This window comes from Paenibacillus apis (genome assembly GCF_018333295.1).
Classification (GTDB): domain Bacteria; phylum Bacillota; class Bacilli; order Paenibacillales; family Paenibacillaceae; genus Fontibacillus; species Fontibacillus antibioticophila.
In genome coordinates this window covers 43,986-60,704 of record NZ_BORS01000014.1, presented here as the reverse complement: position 1 = coordinate 60,704, position 16,719 = coordinate 43,986, and the positions used below count along the sequence as shown (strand labels likewise).

The following is a 16,719-nucleotide window of genomic DNA, read 5'->3' as shown; positions in this document are numbered from 1 at the left end:
TCGCAGTCGGAGCTCCAGACAGATTCTCAATATCGGTGGATCCGAATATTAATAATGTAATGACAATAATTAAGAGAATATTGTTAGCAAATTGTTCTCCATCAAATTCACTCATCTCTTTCACCCTCTCTTGAAGTTTTCATCTAACTATTACCCGTCTTCTTTTTCAACGCCTCCATAAAGTCGTTTAAAGTGATATCCCCATTTTCATTCATAAAACTAACAAGTTTATCGACAGTGTCATTGCTCAATGTTTTAAATTTGCCCACGAGGCTGACGAATAATGATGAATCTGTATACAACTGGACTGAATCCACCTTAAGCCTTCCCGATAAAAGTAAGGCTGCAACGACGAGCTCAAGTTTTTTGTTTCCTTGAAAAATAGGGAGTACACTTTGTTTGTTTTTCTGTATCTGCTTAGTCCGCTTATTTTTTTGGGTTCGAGTGGCCATTCTTTCTTCCCCCGTAACAATGAACCGTAGTGATCAATATTACCGCAACATATTTTATTCATTGAAGGTCATTTTAGTGAGGGGCTGAAGACTAAGAATCATTAAATCTATAATGAAAGTAAAAGGCTCCCTCCCGAAGGTAAAGAGAAGAATGTTAGAAGCCCCGCATAATGTATACAAAAACGCAGCCCCCGAAAACCTCGGAAGCCGCGTCACGCTTGCATTATCAAGTATGCTGGTGAAGGGATTCGAACCCCCGACCTACGCATTACGAATGCGTTGCTCTACCAGCTGAGCTACACCAGCGTTTCACTAAAAGTGAACGAAAATTATTATAACTCGTTTTTAGAATTTTGCAAGCCTCAAAACGTGGATCAAAACATGGATATGTCGCAAAATCCTTTCGGACTACGCCAGGACTGTGATCATTGGGATCATTGGGATCATTCCGGTTACCGCGATAATATCGCCCTATAATTGTTCGGGACCACAGCTCCTATGGGACAGGGCGATCAGAATCGATCCGGTATCCCACCCCCATTTTCTGTTGAAGAGGCTGGAACATCTATACGAAATTTCGTACAAATCCATAAATTCATACGGTAAACGATTATGTTTTGTATGGTTTATCGTATAAAATTCTTCATTCTAGGTGAAATCGGGCCGAATTTGTACGATATTTCGTACATGCCTCTACATTATGTGCAGAATTGGCCGTAGTTTATCCGATATTTCGTATAAAAGGTGCTTTTTCAAGGTAATCAGGCAGGACTTATACGATATTTCGCGCAAATCCTTCCATTCAAAAAAGTCTAAATATAGAATTAATTGTCAATATAAAGCCTCCAATCAATCCAATCAGCCCCCAGTTTTGCATAGGAATAAAATAAAAGCTATGCAGAACTCCCAATCGATATTGTTGCCCCGTCTCTTGATCAACCAGCACTTTGTTCGAGTCAGCGTTAAGCTTCTTCCCTAAATGCCACACGATAACTCCTCCAACAATTAGGCTGAAGGCCAGTGGCAGCTGAGCATCAATCCTAGAAGTGTCAAACTCAAATAGATTGAAAACAATGGTGATTACAGCAAAAACCGCCGCTGGAATGAAAATACTTAAAAAGCCTAAGCCTCTCCAAAAAATCACGCACTCTCCCCCTTTCCTTGTTGTATAAAAACGAGATTCCATTTTTCTATTATTATTTCGACATAATCATATTTTTCTTTATAGCAGATTACGTCGTATTATGTATTCCCTCCTCTAGAGCAATGAGCTGCGATGTATGACAGGAGCTTGAAACACTGTACTAAAAAACGCGGCCCCAAAAACCTCGGAGGCCACGCCCTGCTTGAGTCTTGATGTGTCATTAGGTTAAAATAAATACAGCCATTTTATTCTCATTATGCTCATAATGGGCAATTCAAGTATGAGCCATCTTTGATTTTTTCTATTCCCAAATGACTATACCAGATTTTCGCAACTGTTCTTTTTTTGTGAAAATCTTTCCTTATTTTTTCGCTCCAATGTACTTTTTTTTCCACCAGCTGGGCTACACTAGCCCAACTCCCCCAGCTTCTCCTGAACCGAACGCAGCTTCTGGGCGGACGAGCCTGCCTTATCCCGGCGGTCGTCAATCTTAAGCGAGGTCGATACCCGCTGGGCTCCGGAATGGAACGGGGCTTCGTGAATGGCACGGACGGCGGAGAAAATATCGTCCAGCGATCCTTCTATAATGGTGCTCATTGAGGTCAGTGTAAAGGTAATCCCCGGCTGCTGCTCCAGCACCTTCTGGAGATCAGCCACATAGCTGCTGAGACTGGTTGAGCCTGTACCGATCGGAATGACGGTCACTTCGGCAATGGCCACTTGAATCCCTCCTCTTTTCTGAAAGCTCTGCTTCTTCTCCCTTCATTGTATCACGCAAGGACAGATACCATCTAATCTGATTTAACCTGACCTGATCCAATCTCGTTTCATTTCATCTCATCATAATCTCATCTAATCTCGTCGAATATAAACGTCCATTTTAAAATCATGGATCACTCATAATCATGGAAACAGTTTCCAATATTTCTACAATTTCTTCATAAACTCTCGGCGCCGCATCCCTCTTGCTTTCTCATTTTTTTCAATGGATTTTCATAGTGAAGTGGGCCATTAGTCCGTTTACAAACACTACATCTTGGGCTATTCTTAGAAACATCAACCAAATATAGTATCCAGAGAGGTGTTCCGGCAATATCTATTACCGGAGCTTAATAGGGAAACGCGGTGCAAATCCGCTGCGGTCCCGCCACTGTAACCGGAGAGCTTGGCAACACGATTTGAATCGGTCTTGATGCGATCAAGGCTGAAAATCATGAATTCCCAAGTGAACCTGCATCGTCCTGATGCCCCATCGGCTAATCTGCAGCAATGCTATATGCAGCAATGCTATATGCAGCAATGCCACTGCAGCATGCGTGAGTAACGCTTAGCGGGAAGGCGCCGAACGGGCCGGAAGCCAGGAGACCTGCCTCTTTGCAGTTTGACACCGTTATGACCCTGCGAGGAACAGGACAAGGTGTCCGATAACCGCGAATACATACACATCATTGCTTTGCCGTTATGGCAAGCTGTTCAGCTGCGGAAATGGGCATCATTTGATCGATACGGGGTCAAAAAGATGCCTTTTTATTTTTATATTATCGGGTCGGAGGGAAATGAGGATGGCACTATTAAATCACGCCAGTCACGGTTTGGAACAAATGCTGGATGAGGTCATTCAGCTCGGAGAAGAGATTGTCTCGTCCAGCAATCTTGAAGTGCTGCGCGAGAATGCGAATTTGAACGGGGAGAGCTTCTCCGGCAAAATGAGTAAGCTTGGGAGTGAATATGCGAAATGGTATGCGAACCATTTTGTAATGCCGCCGCGCGTTGTTCAAGCGATCCGCGATAATGTCGTTTATGTCCACGACCTGGATCAATATGCGATTGGAACAACCAACTGCATTTTCATTCCGTTCGAGCGTCTGCTCCGCGAAGGCTTTAACACCGGAAACGGCAGCGTTCGTCCGCCGAATTCCATCATGACCGCGATGGCGCTTGTAGCGATTATTTTCCAATCTCAGCAAAATGCCCAATACGGCGGTGTATCGGCGAATAAGCTGGATCATGATCTGGCTCCTTATGTAGCCAAGTCCTTCAGTAAATACTTCCGTAAGGGACTGGAATATTTCGAAGAAGGCGAATTTACGGACGAGCTTGGCGAAGTCCATATGGGCCGTGCCGACCTGAAAGAACAATATCCTAGAACATTCAAATATGCCATGAAAGAGACCGAGGCTGAGGCGCTGCAGGGCGCAGAGAGTCTGGTCCATAACCTGAATACGATGTCCAGCCGGGCCGGTGGACAGATCCCTTTTACAAGCATCAACTATGGGACATGCACTTCACCGGAAGGACAGCTGGTTATCCAGGCTCTTCTGACGGCGACAATGCGCGGACTGGGCAACGGCGAGACGCCGGTATTCCCAATCCAGATCTTCAAGTGCAAGCAGGGAGTTAACCAGAATCCGGGCGAACCGAACTATGAGTTGTTCCTGAAGGCGGCAGAATGCTCGGCCAAAAGACTCTACCCTAACTTCGCTAATCTGGATGCCCCGCTCAATTTGGCTTACTATAATCCCGCTAACCCGGACACTGAATTTGCAACCATGGGATGCCGTACCCGCGTGCTGAGCGATCGATTCGGGCGTAACCATCTGTCCGGCAAAGGAAACCTGTCCTTCAATACGCTGAACCTGGTGAAGCTCGGACTGGAGCACGGTATCGCGCTTGGACGCCGCCGGACAGCCGATGAACGCGGCTTCTACAAGGAATTAGAGCATTATATGGATATTGCCCTGGAGGGATTGCTTCATCGCTTCCAAATCCAGGCCTCACAAAAGGCAAAAGCCTCGGACTTCATGATGCGTGAAGGCGTCTGGGAAGGCGGAGAACAGCTTGCACCCGACGATCAGGTCCGCGATTTGATCAAGCATGGCAGCTTGTCCATCGGATTCATCGGCATGGCGGAATGCATGAAGGCGATGTACGGCAAGCATCATGGCGAAGACGAGGAAGTTTACAAGAAGGCACTGGAAATCGTCGCCTTTATGCGGGCTTACTGCGACCGTCAGAGCGATCTTCATAATCTGAATATTACCCTGTTCGCCACGCCGGCGGAAGGATTGTCAGGCAAGTTTACGAAGCGCGACCGTGCAACGTATGGCAAGGTTCCGGGTATCGTCGATCGTGAATATTATACAAATTCGTTCCATATTCCGGTCTATTACCCTATCAGCGCAGCCAAGAAGATTTCATTGGAAGCCGAGTTCCACGAATTGTGTAATGCCGGCGCGATCTCTTATATCGAGTTGAACGGTAACGCCCGCAGCAATCCGGAGGCTTTCCTGAAAATCATTCAATATGCGCTGTCCCAAAATGTCAGCTATTTCAGCATTAACCATCCGATCGACCGCTGCTCGGCTTGCGGATTCGAAGGGATTATCGGAGCGAACTGCCCTTCCTGCGGAAAGCACGAGAATGAGGTTCATATCCGCCGTCTTCGCCGGGTAACCGGCTACCTGACCGGTGATTACCAGACTCGCTTCAATGCAGCCAAGCAAGCAGAGGTCCGGGACCGCGTTAAGCACCAAGCATGAATATCTGCGGCTACTATCCCGAGAGCATCAACGAAGGCGAAGGACTGCGGGCAGCCATCTTTATCAGCGGCTGTAGACACTACTGTAAAGGCTGCTTCAGCGTCGCTACCTGGAACTTCGATTATGGCGAGGAATTGACAGAGGTTAAAGAACAGGAAATTATTAATGACATTAAGAATAATCCGTTACTCAGCGGGCTGACGATTCTCGGCGGGGATCCGTTCTTCTCTGCGGCTGAGGTCAGCGGCTTCATCGATCGGCTGCGCGCCCAGGCTGGAGAGATTCCGATCTGGATTTATAGCGGGTATACCTACGAGGAATTGATTGCAGATAAAAATGCTGCCGAGTACGGCTTGCTGGCACGCTGCCAGGTACTGGTGGATGGCCGCTTTGTTCTGGAGCTTCGGGATCCCTCCCTGCTCTATCGCGGCAGCTCCAATCAACGGCTCATTGATATTCCGAGCAGCCTGGCGGAAGACAGAGTTGTGCTGTGGGAGCCGGCGCTCTCCTTTCAATAAATTGCAGAACATAAAGCAAAAAGCGGAGGGCTGTCCCGAAAGGTCGTCAAATTAAATGCCCAGCGTTGCCGGACTTTTGTACGAAATATCAGCCACCCTCGCTTCGGTGGACGGTTCCATGGCGGAGTTTTGTATGAAAAGTCGCACAACATCCCTCCCGCACCGCCTGAATCCAGGATTTTGAACGAAATATCGTATAAAAGCGTCCGTGAAGCGAGGGGTCGAGGGTAATTTGTATGAAATATCGTTCAAACTCCTCCAGTCGATGGCATCAAGGAGCAGTTATATACGGAAATTCGTACAAAAAGCATTCGCGCCGCGGCCACTTCCTACAAACACAAAAAAAGCCGAATGGAAAATATCACCTTTTCCTTCCGGCTTTTTGTGTTTAGAGACTTACTGGGACAGCCCCACCGCTTTTTTTTGCTATGTTCAAAGCTCTGGCTTACGTCGGCTTACGTGCAGTAATCATAAAACGATGCTCCCGGCTCGTGACTTTTCCGTCCCTTTGCAGCCGATTCTGTAATCTCATCAGCTGCGGATAACAACGTTCTACCGTGAAGCCCGGGAATTCCCACTCTATGATCCTGGCAAATTGCACAAGCGCCCCGATGTCCAGAAAGGTCAGTTCCGGAAAGTATTCCTCCTGTTTTAGAATCGAAAAGCCATGTTGTTCAAGCTCCTGCACTGTATTGTAAAGGTTGAATCCGGGATCCGTATGCGAAGCATCCTCTCCCAGCAGAAACCGGGACAGCTCCCGGTTGTTTTGTCCGCCCACCTGCTGAGTAAGGAACACACCTCCCGGCTTGAGAATTCGCCGTACCTCCGAGATGCAGAACGATTCGTGACGATTGATGACCATATCGAACATTCCGCTCTCGAAGGGCAGCTCTTCATCCTTTTCTACTGCTCTGATCTCAATCCCATAGGCCGGGAGCTTCTTCTTGCATAACTCCACATTCGGCGGATACGCTTCCGTCGCATAGGTGCTCCCTCTTGGAGGCGAGAGCGACAAAAGAAATTCACCGCCTCCGGTACCCATATCAAGCAAGGTCGTCTCATCCTTCATATGTTCAAGCACGGCCTTGCGGTAATTCCAAGGAAGTTCCTGTTCCAACATCCGGCCCGACAGACGGGAGAAGTCCCATCCCTGAAAACCCTGAGCTTCCTCCGCTTCCCAGTAGGCCTTAAGCTGAGCTTGCCCGTTGTGTCCATTCTCATTTCTCTTCATACGATTACCCCTCTCTTGGATTCATGGCTTGATCAAGAGCAGGTGCAGCCGTCCGATAACCTAACTTCCTTCAGCCCGGTACATGTGGTTATCAGCTTGTGCAGGCTGCACCGGGCAGTTACCGAAGAGCATCACATCATCCCTCCTTTAAACTTCACACTATACCTAAACTGGCGGCAATGAACCGTCCTTCGGTCTTTTAAAGACAACAATCACTTCCCTGGACGTCCCTTGACCATAACTTGTATCGAAGCAGGACACGACCTCCCATCCCTCTTCCCCGTACCGATTCAGCTCATCTTCAAAATCATCCTCATCCAGCTTGCCGCCCAAAAAACCGCCGGTCATCATTTTTAAAGTCCGGTATTCCCACTGTATCAAGCTATCTCCTCCGTTTTCCATAGACTTGAAAGTTCAGCCCGTATCCTTTTTCAACGCAGCTTCAATGCTAATAATTCATAGCAACTCGCGCAGCATACGCTCGCGGTTGTTGACGAATTCCTTCATGATGATGAAGTGCTCCGTCTCCTCCAGGGTCGTCTCGGCAATCCCATCAGGAGTCAGTTGATAGATCCGGCTATCCGGATAAGCCATTAGAATGGGCGAATGCGTTGAGATAATGAACTGCGAACGCTTGCCGATCAGCTCATGAATACGAGAGAGCATCGCCATCTGCCGAAACGGAGAAAGCGCGGCCTCGGGCTCATCGAGAATATAGAGGCCATGCCCGCTGAACCGGTTCATGAAGGCTGCAAAAAATGATTCGCCGTGCGACATTTCATGAAGCGATTTTCCTCCATAGGAATCAATGATAGGAGGCGCAAAGCTATTTTCCCGGTCTAATATATCAATTTCCGTCGCCAGGTTATAATAGCTCTCCGCCCGGAAGAAAAAGCCGTCCTTCGGCCGAGCCGCTCCGCGAGAAGGGCGCAAATATTTATACAGCTCGGAATGAGTCGCCGCGGTAGAGAACGTGAAGTTCAGTGTTCCGCCTTCCGGATTAAACCCCAGCGCCACGGCAACAGCCTCCAGCAGGGTGGATTTGCCCATGCCGTTCTCCCCTACGATATAGGTCACCTTAGGGTGAAAATCAAGACGGTCCAGACGAGACACCGCCGGAAGATCAAACGGATATTGCCGGAACGTAGGCACCTCGTCACGCAGCAGAATCATGCTCCGCAAATAGCTCTGCGCCTCATACAAGCTCACTGCGTGTCCTCCCCCTCTTCCTCAAAATGTCCCTGATGCAGCTCCTTATAAAATCCGCCCTGGCGCAGCAATGCCTCATGGTCCCCTTGCTCAATCAGCTTGCCGCCCTGCAACACCAGGATTTTGTCTGCCTGCCGAATCGTATTCAGCCGGTGAGCAATGACGAAGCTCGTCCGGCCCTGCATCAAGCGCTGCAAGCCCTCCTGGATCTTCAGCTCTGTCACCGTATCAATACTGCTTGTCGCCTCGTCCAGAACAAGGACGGACGGATTAGCCAGCATCGCCCGGGCAATGGCAAGCAACTGCTTCTGTCCCTGACTGATACCATCTCCTCCGACGCCAAGCCGTTTGTCATAGCCTTCCGCCAGCCTCGTGATGAAAGAGTGCGCATTCGCCAGCTTGGCGGCTTCCTCCACTTCTTCATCCGTAGCATCCAGACGGCCATAACGGATATTCTCGCGAATCGTACCTGCAAACAGGAAGGAATCCTGCAGGACAAAGGCCATATGTCCGCGCAGGCTGTCTCGCGTAATCTTCGACAGGTCATAGCCGTCCAGTGTAATGACACCCTTTGTAGGCTCGTAAAAGCGGGACAACAGCTGAATCAGCGTCGTCTTGCCTGCGCCGGTCGGGCCGACAAGCGCAATCATCTGCCCGGGCTCAGCGCGAAAGCTGATATTTTCCAAAATATCATCATCCCGTTCCTCATCGTAAGAGAAGCTGACTTCCCGGAATTCCACAGCCCCTTCTACCTCGCGCAGCACCTTGGCTCCGGACTCATCGCGGGATTCCTCCGGCTCATCCATTACTTCAAATACACGCTCCGCACCCGCGATGGCCGATAGCAGCGTATTCCATTGGTTCGCCAGATCGTTCAACGGACGGGTGAATTGCCGGGCATATTCGACAAACACGATAATCACACCAACCGTCACCTGACCATGAATAGCCAAAATTCCCCCAATGCCGGCGACGAGTGCGAAGCTGAGGTTATTCAGGGCATTCATCAGCTTGGGAATGAAGCCGGAGATCGCCTGCGCCCAGAAGCCGGATTCCCGGATGGCGGCGTTGCGCTGCCGGAACTCGCCAATCACCCGCTCCTCGCGGGAGAATGCCTTGATAATCCGCTGCCCGGACAGCGTCTCCTCGATATACCCGTTCAGCTCCCCGAGATCCCGCTGCCGCTGCTTGAAGAGCGGACCTGTCCGGCCTGTAATCCAGCGCATCCCTAGCATCATCAGCGGCACGACCAGGAAGGTGAGCAAGGTAAGAAGCGGACTCAGAATCAGCATCACGGTCAAGGTGCCGAGCAAGATCAGAACACTCGAAAAAATCTGAATGGCCGAGCTGTTCAACGTCACGCTTACATTATCGATATCATTTGTAACCCGGCTCATGATTTCCCCTTGCTGCCGCTTTGCAAAGAACGGAATCGGAAGCCGGTGCAGCTTGGCGAACAGATCCCGGCGCAGCCGGAATACGGTCTCCTGCGCAATTTCGATCATCCAGATATTTTGCAGCCAACCGGTCAATGAGGTTGCCCCGTAAGCAAGGGCAAGGCCGCCCAAGAACAGCAGCCACGGCTGGCCGCCGGCACCCTCAAGATAATCGTCGACTGCGACCCCGATCAAATAAGGACCCAGCAACGCGAGCCCCGAGTTGAGCAGCACCATGAACAGAACCAGCAGCAGCTTGTATTTCCGTTCCGCCAGATAAAGCCAGAGACGGCCGAGTGTGCCGGACCAGTTCCTGGCTCTCGCCTTCGGTTTCCTCCCGGTGCCGGCGCCTTGCTGAATAAGCTTGCCGGGATACGGATGGCGAAACGGCTCAGTAAGCGCTTTGAACATATCGATCTCCTCCTCCCTGCTGCGATTCCGCGATGCGGCGGTATAGAGGAGAATCCGTCAGCAATTCCTCGTGCTTGCCGCACGCGATCAAACGGCCCTCATCCAGCAGCAGAATTAAATCCGCGGAGACTGTCGAGCTGACCTTTTGAGTAATCAAGAATGTAGTGCAGGATAACCGGTCCAGCTCCATTAACAGTGCAGCTTCCGTCCGTGTATCAAGCGCACTCGTGCTATCGTCCAGAATCAGAATGGCAGGCCTTCGCACCAGCGCTCGCGCGATCGAGAGCCGCTGCTTCTGCCCGCCGGACAGATTCACCCCTCGCTGGCCAAGCATCGTATCATAGCCCTGCGGCAAGGAGAGAATCGTCTCATGGATTTGCGCCTGACGGGCTGCCTCCTGAATCTCCTCAAAGGCAGCATCTTCCCGCCCCCAAGCGATATTGTCGCGCACCGATCCGGAGAACAAAATCACCTCTTGCGGCACATAACCGATTCCGCTTCGGAGGCGCAAGGCTCCCAGCAGGCCAATCTTTTTGCCGTCAACGGCAATGTCGCCGCCGGTCGGTTCATATAAGCCGGGGATCAGTTGAACCAGTGATGATTTGCCGGAGCCTGTTGCTCCGAGAATAGCCACCCGTTCTCCCGGCCGGACATGGAAAGAAATATCCTCCAGTACCTTCAAATCGCTGCCCGGGTAACTGAAGCTAACCCGCGAGAACTCCACTTCCCCTTTCATACGATCATCTTCCTGCTTCTTTTCCATCCTATTAGAGACAGTCTTTCTCGAAGACTCCGGTTTCTCCTCCCACTGCTCCTCGGAAGGATCCTCGGTGCCCAGCACCTCGATGGTCCGAGCCGCCGAGGCCGAGGCGCGGGAGTACGAAGCCATAATCCACGATAAGGCCGACAACGCACCTACGGTGCGCAGCGCATAGTTCACAACCGCGACCACCTGACCAATTGAAGCGTTTCCAGCTGCAATGTCGATTTTGCCGAACCAGAGCACCGCGAGAATCCCCGCATTCATCATCAGTAACAGAACCGGAGTGGTTGTCTCGGACAACCGAAGCGCGGATACCGTGCCTTGCATCAGCTCGCCGCTGCGCTTGCGGAAGCGTTCATTCTCCTGATTGCGCCTGACAAATACGCGAATAAGCCGCATGCCGGTCATGTTTTCCTGAATGACGCCATTGACGGCATCCATCTGCTTCTGTACCTGACCGAACCGAGCGGATGTCCGATTGATCATCCATAGGACAAACCAGATAACCAGCGGAGTTAATACCGCCAGCATCAAGCCGAGTCTCCCGTGAACAACGACAGCCATGATCATACTGCCGAAGACAACGAGCGGCACCCGGGTGGCGAAGCGAAGCCCCATGAATACCATGTCTTGAAGCTGGGTCACATCGCCGGTAAGCCTGGTAATCAACGATGATGTCGCAAACCTGCCGAATACCGGATAGGACAGGCTCTGTACCTTTTCATAGAGCCGGTCACGCAGATCAAATCCAAAGCCCTGGCTGGCATGGGAGGCGAAGAAGGAGCTGGCTAGGCCCGCGACAAAAGCAATTCCCGCACTCACCAGCAAAATACCGCCCCACAACCAAACTACGTTCAGATTCTTAACCGCAATCCCCTTGTCAATGATCCTCGAAATAATCAGCGGCTGAATCAGCTCCACTGATAGCTCTATCAGCATCATCGCCAGCGCAGCACAAGCCGCAACCCGGTACTTCCTTAAAAACGATAGAACCGTCCTCATGAAAATCCTCTCCCTGCTGCGGTTACAAAATCCGAACCTGCCATATTTGAACCATACTGTTCCATTATAAAACAGTTGGACAGGAATGTGTAAAACGCCTCCTTCGTATCCATCGATAAACTTGAGGTACATCAAGGTGTTTCATCGCAAGCAGGCGTATGCTTAATTCATCAGATCTACCAAATACGAACATTGGAGGATGTATGTATATGAGTAAAGCCGTATTTTCCCTGGAGCCCCTGACTTGTCCGTCTTGCATCAAAAAAATAGAAAAAGCACTGCTTGGCACTCCGGGCGTGGAGGAAGCAAAGGTCCTGTTCCATTCAGGCAAAGTGAGGATCGCCTTCCAGGAGCAGCACGTGTCACTGGATGAGCTGTCCGATCTTCTCCATCGGCTTGGTTACCCCGTTCTGACAATGAAGCTGTCCTGATGCCTGATGGAGGTTGCTCAAAAAGTCAACTTTTTGAACATGCGCTAATATAGAAGGGAGTATGCTATGCAGACCAAAACCATTCATGTCATCACCTTGTTAGCGGGAATTTTACTGCTGTTAGCCGGAGTGCTCGAAATATCAGGAGCCGTCTCTTGGCGCCAGGGAGTCTTGCTAACCGCTACCGTCATTGCCGCTGCTCCGATTGTGACCAAGGCCTTCCGGGCAGCCGTTATGCGTATCGTTACAATCGAGCTGCTCGTCACCCTGGCAGTAGCCGGTGCAGTCTATCTGGGCGAGTACGTTGAATCAGCCGCCGTTACCTTTCTGTTCTTGCTAGGCTCCTGGCTGGAGTCCAGGTCATTAGCCAAGACTCGCAACTCGCTTCAATCACTTATTGCACTTGTGCCTGCCACCGCAACCGTCATTCGCGAAGGAAGCACCGCTTCTGTACCCGTCGATCAACTCCAGCAAGGCGACCGGGTAAGAATCCGCTCCGGCGAGAGAATCGCGGTTGACGGCACCATTGCTTCCGGACAGGCGGCTATTGATGAAGCGGCGGTCACCGGAGAACCGGGCCCGACCCTGAAATCGGCAGGGGATAAAGTCTATAGCGGGGCATTGATCGACAACGGCTCCATCGATGTCATTGCCGAACGGGTCGGCGAGGAGACCACCTTTGCCAGGATGATCCAACTGGTTGAAGAGGCCCAGGAATCGGGATCTCGCACTCAAAAATTCATAGATCGTTTCGCCGCCATCTACACGCCCGCAACCGTTCTTCTGTCCCTGCTCGTCTATGTGCTGACCGGGAAACTGGAAATGGCCCTTACCTTCCTTGTCATTGCCTGCCCGGGCGCCCTTGTCATCGGAGTTCCAGTTTCCCTGGTGTCCGGCATCGGCAACGGTGCGAAGCACGGGGTGCTTATCAAGGGAGGCGAAGCCATGGAACGGCTCTCCCGCATCGATACGGCGGTCTTTGACAAGACGGGCACACTAACCCAAGGACGACCGGAGGTTAGGGCGATCCGGATATTCGAAGGCGAGGAAAATGACGTGCTCCGGCTTGCCGCCGAAGCAGAGTCGGCTTCCGAGCACCCTCTTGGCTATACTGTCGTGCAGGAGGCCTTACGCAGAGGGATTCAACTTACCGGGCAACCGGAGCAAGTGGAGGTCGTAAAAGGCGGCGGAATACGGGCTGTCATCGCTGGACAGCAGATCGTCATCGGCAGCCGAAAGCTGCTGGAGACGAGCGGGATCGGCATCGGCAAGGGGCCGGATGAAGAGGCTGTGGAGCTTGAAAAGCTCGGCAATACCGTCGTTTTTATAGGCGTGGAAGGACGCCTGACGGGGATGTTCGCCATCGCCGATCCAATTCGGGAGGAAGCTTACGCCGCCATCCGGCATCTTCGCAGGTCCGGTGTGACACGAATGATCCTCCTCACCGGAGATAACCGCCATACCGCACAGCTTGTCGGCAATCAGCTTGGCTTGGATGAAGTTCATGCCCAGATGCTGCCGGAGCAAAAGGCGGCATTCATCCAGCGCTTAAGAAGCGACGGCTTTCGGGTAGCTATGGCAGGCGACGGCATTAATGACGCTCCGGCCCTGGCGACCGCCGATATCGGTCTGGCCATGGGCGAGGGCGGCACCGACATCGCTATGGAGACCGCCGATATCGTGCTTATGGCCGACCGGCTCGATCAATTCGCGCATGCCTATGGGCTGGCCAAGGCGACTGTCCGCAACATGAAGCAGAATCTCACGCTGGCCCTCGGCACCGCCCTGCTCCTTATATCCGGCGTCCTGTTTGGCCAGGTGCTGCTGGCCGGAGGTATGCTGGTTCATGAGCTCAGCGTCCTGGCGGTCATTCTGAACGCGATCCGGTTGAACCGTTTCCGCGGTCGTGCTACTGTTACCACATAAGAACCTTTTTTGCAGGAGGAATACTACTATGCAAGATTCCACAAGCTGCAGCTATGGCTGTCATCATAACTCCGACGCAGAGGAGCGTCAGCAATATTGTATTTCCATTGTTCCCCTGTTCAATCATCTGGATCTTGATGAATTGAAGGAGATCGTCCAGACGACTCGTTCCCACCAATTCCCCAAGGGCCAGATCGTCTATCATTCCGGCGAGACCTCGGAGGGCTTGTATATTGTCCATAAAGGCAGTATGAAAATTTACCGCCTCTCCGGCAACGGCAAGGAACAGCTGATCCGGATTCTCGGGCCCGGAGATTTTACCGGAGAATTATCGCTGTTCTCCGCATCCGTGCACGAATCCTATGCCGAAGCGCTCGAGCCCTTGGAGCTGTGCATCATGAGCCGGGACAGCCTGCAGAGCTTCCTGCTGAAATACCCGCAGATCGCTCTGAAGATGCTGGGCGAGTTCACCTCCCGTCTGGCGGAGAGCGAGAAGCAGGCCACTCGTATCGCTACCGAGACGGTCGAAACTCGCATTGCGATGTACTTATCCAATTTGTCTGAAATGCAAAAGAACAGCGGCATCACCTTGCCGATGAGCCGAAAGCACCTGGCCTCCTATCTTGGAACCACCCCCGAGACGATCAGCCGCAAGCTGGCCGACTTCGAAGCATCAGGCTGGATCTCGCAGCAGGGGCAGCGGCAAATCCAGATTCTGAATCTTGATGCGCTGCTGCTTGTATGACGCTGAATGATGCGAGTGTGCACTGCAATGTGAAACCATCTAAAGATTGATTCTGCGTTCCGGGGGCAACGTGTGAAGGTTGCTTTCGATCGCTGTTGCTCGCGGATTTCTTGGATTGAACTAAGCCCTTAGAAGGTAGAAATCCACTCGCAAAGGCGACCACTCCGTTTCTGCAGCAACCTTCACACTTATGCCCTTATTACGCAGGCTCTTCGGCTTTATAGGTGCCGGATGCACCGCACCCTCTCGATGCATTCAAACAGTAAATAGGCAACACCACATCATCATTGGGGGATACCTCCATTTCAACAAGCCCGCAGTGCAAGGCTATTCCAGCAGATTCTGCATAATACCGACCAAGTACGCATGCACAACATGCGTAAACCTCGCACCGAGTGCGGCTCTCAGGGCGCGGTGTTTCGCAGCATGACAGTGATCGTTCGTCCGCATAATCTTACGCATTTAGTGAAAAAAGTTACCTTAAATTCAGTGGAAATGATAGAAATCCGGATATAGTGAAATTTTTGTACTTAAAGTTGGCTAAAACGCGGGTTTGGCTAGTTACTGGTGATTTAAGGTAAGTTTTTTCACTAAAAGTGGGTATGTGCGTCGAATGAAGTTTTTAAGGTAAATAATTTCACTGGAGCGTAGCCGGATGAGGTGAGCTAAATGAGTTTGGTCAAGAAGGGCGGATGAAGTTCGGAGCAAGACTGGAATGCTAGTAAGACAAGTTAAGTTTGGAGAAAACTTCAGTATTGGCAGGACTGACGAAGTTTCTGTGCAAGACCGGAGCATCGTGAGGCAGGGGCGCAACTTTAGGCGCGGTAGGACATTGACGTCGGCGTAAGCTATCGCGCAAGCTTTCATTCGTGCTTTGCCCAAGGCTGTGCGTAGTTTCCTGCTTGTATGCCGCAGGGAGGTAAGTTAATAGCGGTGAAGGTATTGCTATGCAGCTTAGGCTTAGCTATGTGCAAACTCCATTGCAATTAAACTGCAAAGGCGAAGTGATCAGGGCATAAGTGTGAAGGTAAAAGCTTTCTGCAAGAAAGCTACTTCGGAAGCATAGAGCGTCAGCGTTCGCAATTGTGAGCGGATTTCTCCCTTGTAAGAACTTAGTCCAATCATAGAAATCCGCGAAGAACAGCGATCGTAAGATCGTTTCACACGGCGGCCCTGATTGGCGTCAGCCTGTCAACTGTGCCTGTGCACTACCTGCTATTGCACACTTCCCGCCATAACAAACAAACCCGGTCCCAAGGATATGTCGTTCACGCACGCACATAATCCCTAGGGCCGGGTTCTTTTTAGAAGAGGATTATTCTCCAGCTACGAACCGATACAGCTGCTCAATCTTCTCTTCGGTCAGTTCGCCGCTATTATCAAATACAAGAACGGATGATTCCGGGATCTCCCATTGAATATCCGGTACGAATTGGACGCGGTGCTTGAAGTCATCCCAATGCTCGAGCTTCCAGGTGTCGCGTTCTGTCTGGCGGTCAATGATACGCTCCTTCTGCAGGTCCATGTCCTTGAGCGTCACAGCAACCACCTTCACGTCTACTTCAGCATGAGTCTTGCCAGCTGCCGCGAGCACCTCTTCAATCCATGCCTTGTTTTTCAGCTCGGCCGTGAAAGGAGAAATCATGAAGACATTCTGTCCTGCAGCCAGATTCTCAATACAGATATCCTTGGTCGTATCATATTCCAGATCGCGCAGATGCTTCTTGTAAAAGTCGGAATCCCGATCATTCACGTCCAGCCCGTTCATTTCCAGCATCTTCTCCACGAACCTGCCGCCTACCGTATCCCGGTCCAGAAACGCAGCCTGAATCCGTTCTGCCAGCTTAAGCGCCACGGTTGTCTTGCCGGTTCCAGCCACTCCTACAAAAAATACTAATTTTTGCATGCGTCC

General features: G+C 51.2%; 15 protein-coding genes, 1 tRNA gene and 1 riboswitch. Of the genes, 5 read left to right on the top strand and 11 right to left on the bottom strand.

What is annotated here, in order from left to right:
- Nucleotides 1–143 precede the first annotated feature (143 nt).
- From KI362_RS19055 to KI362_RS19035, 5 genes are all read right to left on the bottom strand, one after another.
- Entirely contained in the window at nucleotides 144–452 is a 309-nt protein-coding gene (locus tag KI362_RS19055) for a hypothetical protein (protein ID WP_301629501.1), read from the bottom strand.
- A gap of 233 nt (nucleotides 453–685) precedes the next feature.
- Nucleotides 686–758 (bottom strand) — tRNA-Thr (locus KI362_RS19050).
- A 496-nt stretch (nucleotides 759–1,254) separates the two neighbouring features.
- On the bottom strand, nucleotides 1,255–1,596 hold the full coding sequence (locus tag KI362_RS19045; protein ID WP_301629500.1) for a hypothetical protein: 342 nt from the start codon (nucleotides 1,594–1,596) through the stop codon (nucleotides 1,255–1,257).
- 260 nt (nucleotides 1,597–1,856) lie between these two features.
- Entirely contained in the window at nucleotides 1,857–1,991 is a 135-nt protein-coding gene (locus tag KI362_RS19040; protein ID WP_301629499.1) for a hypothetical protein, read from the bottom strand.
- A gap of 13 nt (nucleotides 1,992–2,004) precedes the next feature.
- Entirely contained in the window at nucleotides 2,005–2,316 is a 312-nt protein-coding gene (locus KI362_RS19035; protein ID WP_044480293.1) for an MTH1187 family thiamine-binding protein, read from the bottom strand.
- 342 nt (nucleotides 2,317–2,658) lie between these two features.
- A riboswitch (cobalamin riboswitch) is annotated at nucleotides 2,659–2,984 on the top strand.
- Nucleotides 2,985–3,158: 174 nt separating this feature from the next.
- Here KI362_RS19035 and KI362_RS19030 point away from each other — a divergent pair.
- Nucleotides 3,159–5,135, top strand: a complete 1,977-nt coding sequence (locus tag KI362_RS19030; RefSeq protein WP_301629497.1) for an anaerobic ribonucleoside triphosphate reductase — start codon at nucleotides 3,159–3,161, stop codon at nucleotides 5,133–5,135.
- The gene (nrdG, locus tag KI362_RS19025; RefSeq protein WP_301629495.1) at nucleotides 5,132–5,653 is read left to right on the top strand and encodes an anaerobic ribonucleoside-triphosphate reductase activating protein; all 522 of its coding nucleotides are present in this window, start codon (nucleotides 5,132–5,134) and stop codon (nucleotides 5,651–5,653) included. Before KI362_RS19030 ends, nrdG begins: the two co-directional genes overlap by 4 nt.
- 445 nt (nucleotides 5,654–6,098) lie before the next feature.
- On the opposite strand, the gene KI362_RS19020 is transcribed toward nrdG, so the two are convergent.
- The 5 genes from KI362_RS19020 to KI362_RS19000 form a co-directional block, all read right to left on the bottom strand.
- A complete protein-coding gene (locus KI362_RS19020) occupies nucleotides 6,099–6,884 on the bottom strand; it encodes a class I SAM-dependent methyltransferase (RefSeq protein WP_301629493.1) in 786 nt (261 codons plus the stop codon).
- Nucleotides 6,885–7,049: 165 nt separating this feature from the next.
- Entirely contained in the window at nucleotides 7,050–7,265 is a 216-nt protein-coding gene (locus tag KI362_RS19015) for a DUF4177 domain-containing protein (protein ID WP_301629491.1), read from the bottom strand.
- Nucleotides 7,266–7,340: 75 nt separating this feature from the next.
- The gene (locus KI362_RS19010) at nucleotides 7,341–8,057 is read right to left on the bottom strand and encodes an AAA family ATPase (RefSeq protein WP_301629623.1); all 717 of its coding nucleotides are present in this window, start codon (nucleotides 8,055–8,057) and stop codon (nucleotides 7,341–7,343) included.
- A gap of 32 nt (nucleotides 8,058–8,089) precedes the next feature.
- The gene (locus KI362_RS19005; RefSeq protein WP_301629489.1) at nucleotides 8,090–9,940 is read right to left on the bottom strand and encodes an ABC transporter ATP-binding protein; all 1,851 of its coding nucleotides are present in this window, start codon (nucleotides 9,938–9,940) and stop codon (nucleotides 8,090–8,092) included.
- Nucleotides 9,921–11,705, bottom strand: coding sequence for an ABC transporter ATP-binding protein (locus KI362_RS19000; protein WP_301629487.1), 1,785 nt, complete (start codon nucleotides 11,703–11,705; stop codon nucleotides 9,921–9,923). Before KI362_RS19000 ends, KI362_RS19005 begins: the two co-directional genes overlap by 20 nt.
- 209 nt (nucleotides 11,706–11,914) lie before the next feature.
- On the opposite strand from KI362_RS19000, the gene KI362_RS18995 reads away from it, so the two are divergent.
- From KI362_RS18995 to KI362_RS18985, 3 genes are all read left to right on the top strand, one after another.
- Nucleotides 11,915–12,136, top strand: coding sequence for a heavy-metal-associated domain-containing protein (locus KI362_RS18995; protein WP_044480299.1), 222 nt, complete (start codon nucleotides 11,915–11,917; stop codon nucleotides 12,134–12,136).
- 66 nt (nucleotides 12,137–12,202) lie between these two features.
- A complete protein-coding gene (locus KI362_RS18990; RefSeq protein WP_301629485.1) occupies nucleotides 12,203–14,062 on the top strand; it encodes a heavy metal translocating P-type ATPase in 1,860 nt (619 codons plus the stop codon).
- Nucleotides 14,063–14,090: 28 nt separating this feature from the next.
- Nucleotides 14,091–14,807, top strand: a complete 717-nt coding sequence (locus KI362_RS18985; RefSeq protein ID WP_301629484.1) for a Crp/Fnr family transcriptional regulator — start codon at nucleotides 14,091–14,093, stop codon at nucleotides 14,805–14,807.
- Nucleotides 14,808–16,122: 1,315 nt separating this feature from the next.
- Here KI362_RS18985 and KI362_RS18980 read toward each other — a convergent pair.
- Complete coding sequence (locus KI362_RS18980) at nucleotides 16,123–16,713, bottom strand: AAA family ATPase (RefSeq protein WP_301629482.1); 591 nt, start codon at nucleotides 16,711–16,713, stop codon at nucleotides 16,123–16,125.
- Between the last annotated feature and the right edge of the window lie 6 nt (nucleotides 16,714–16,719).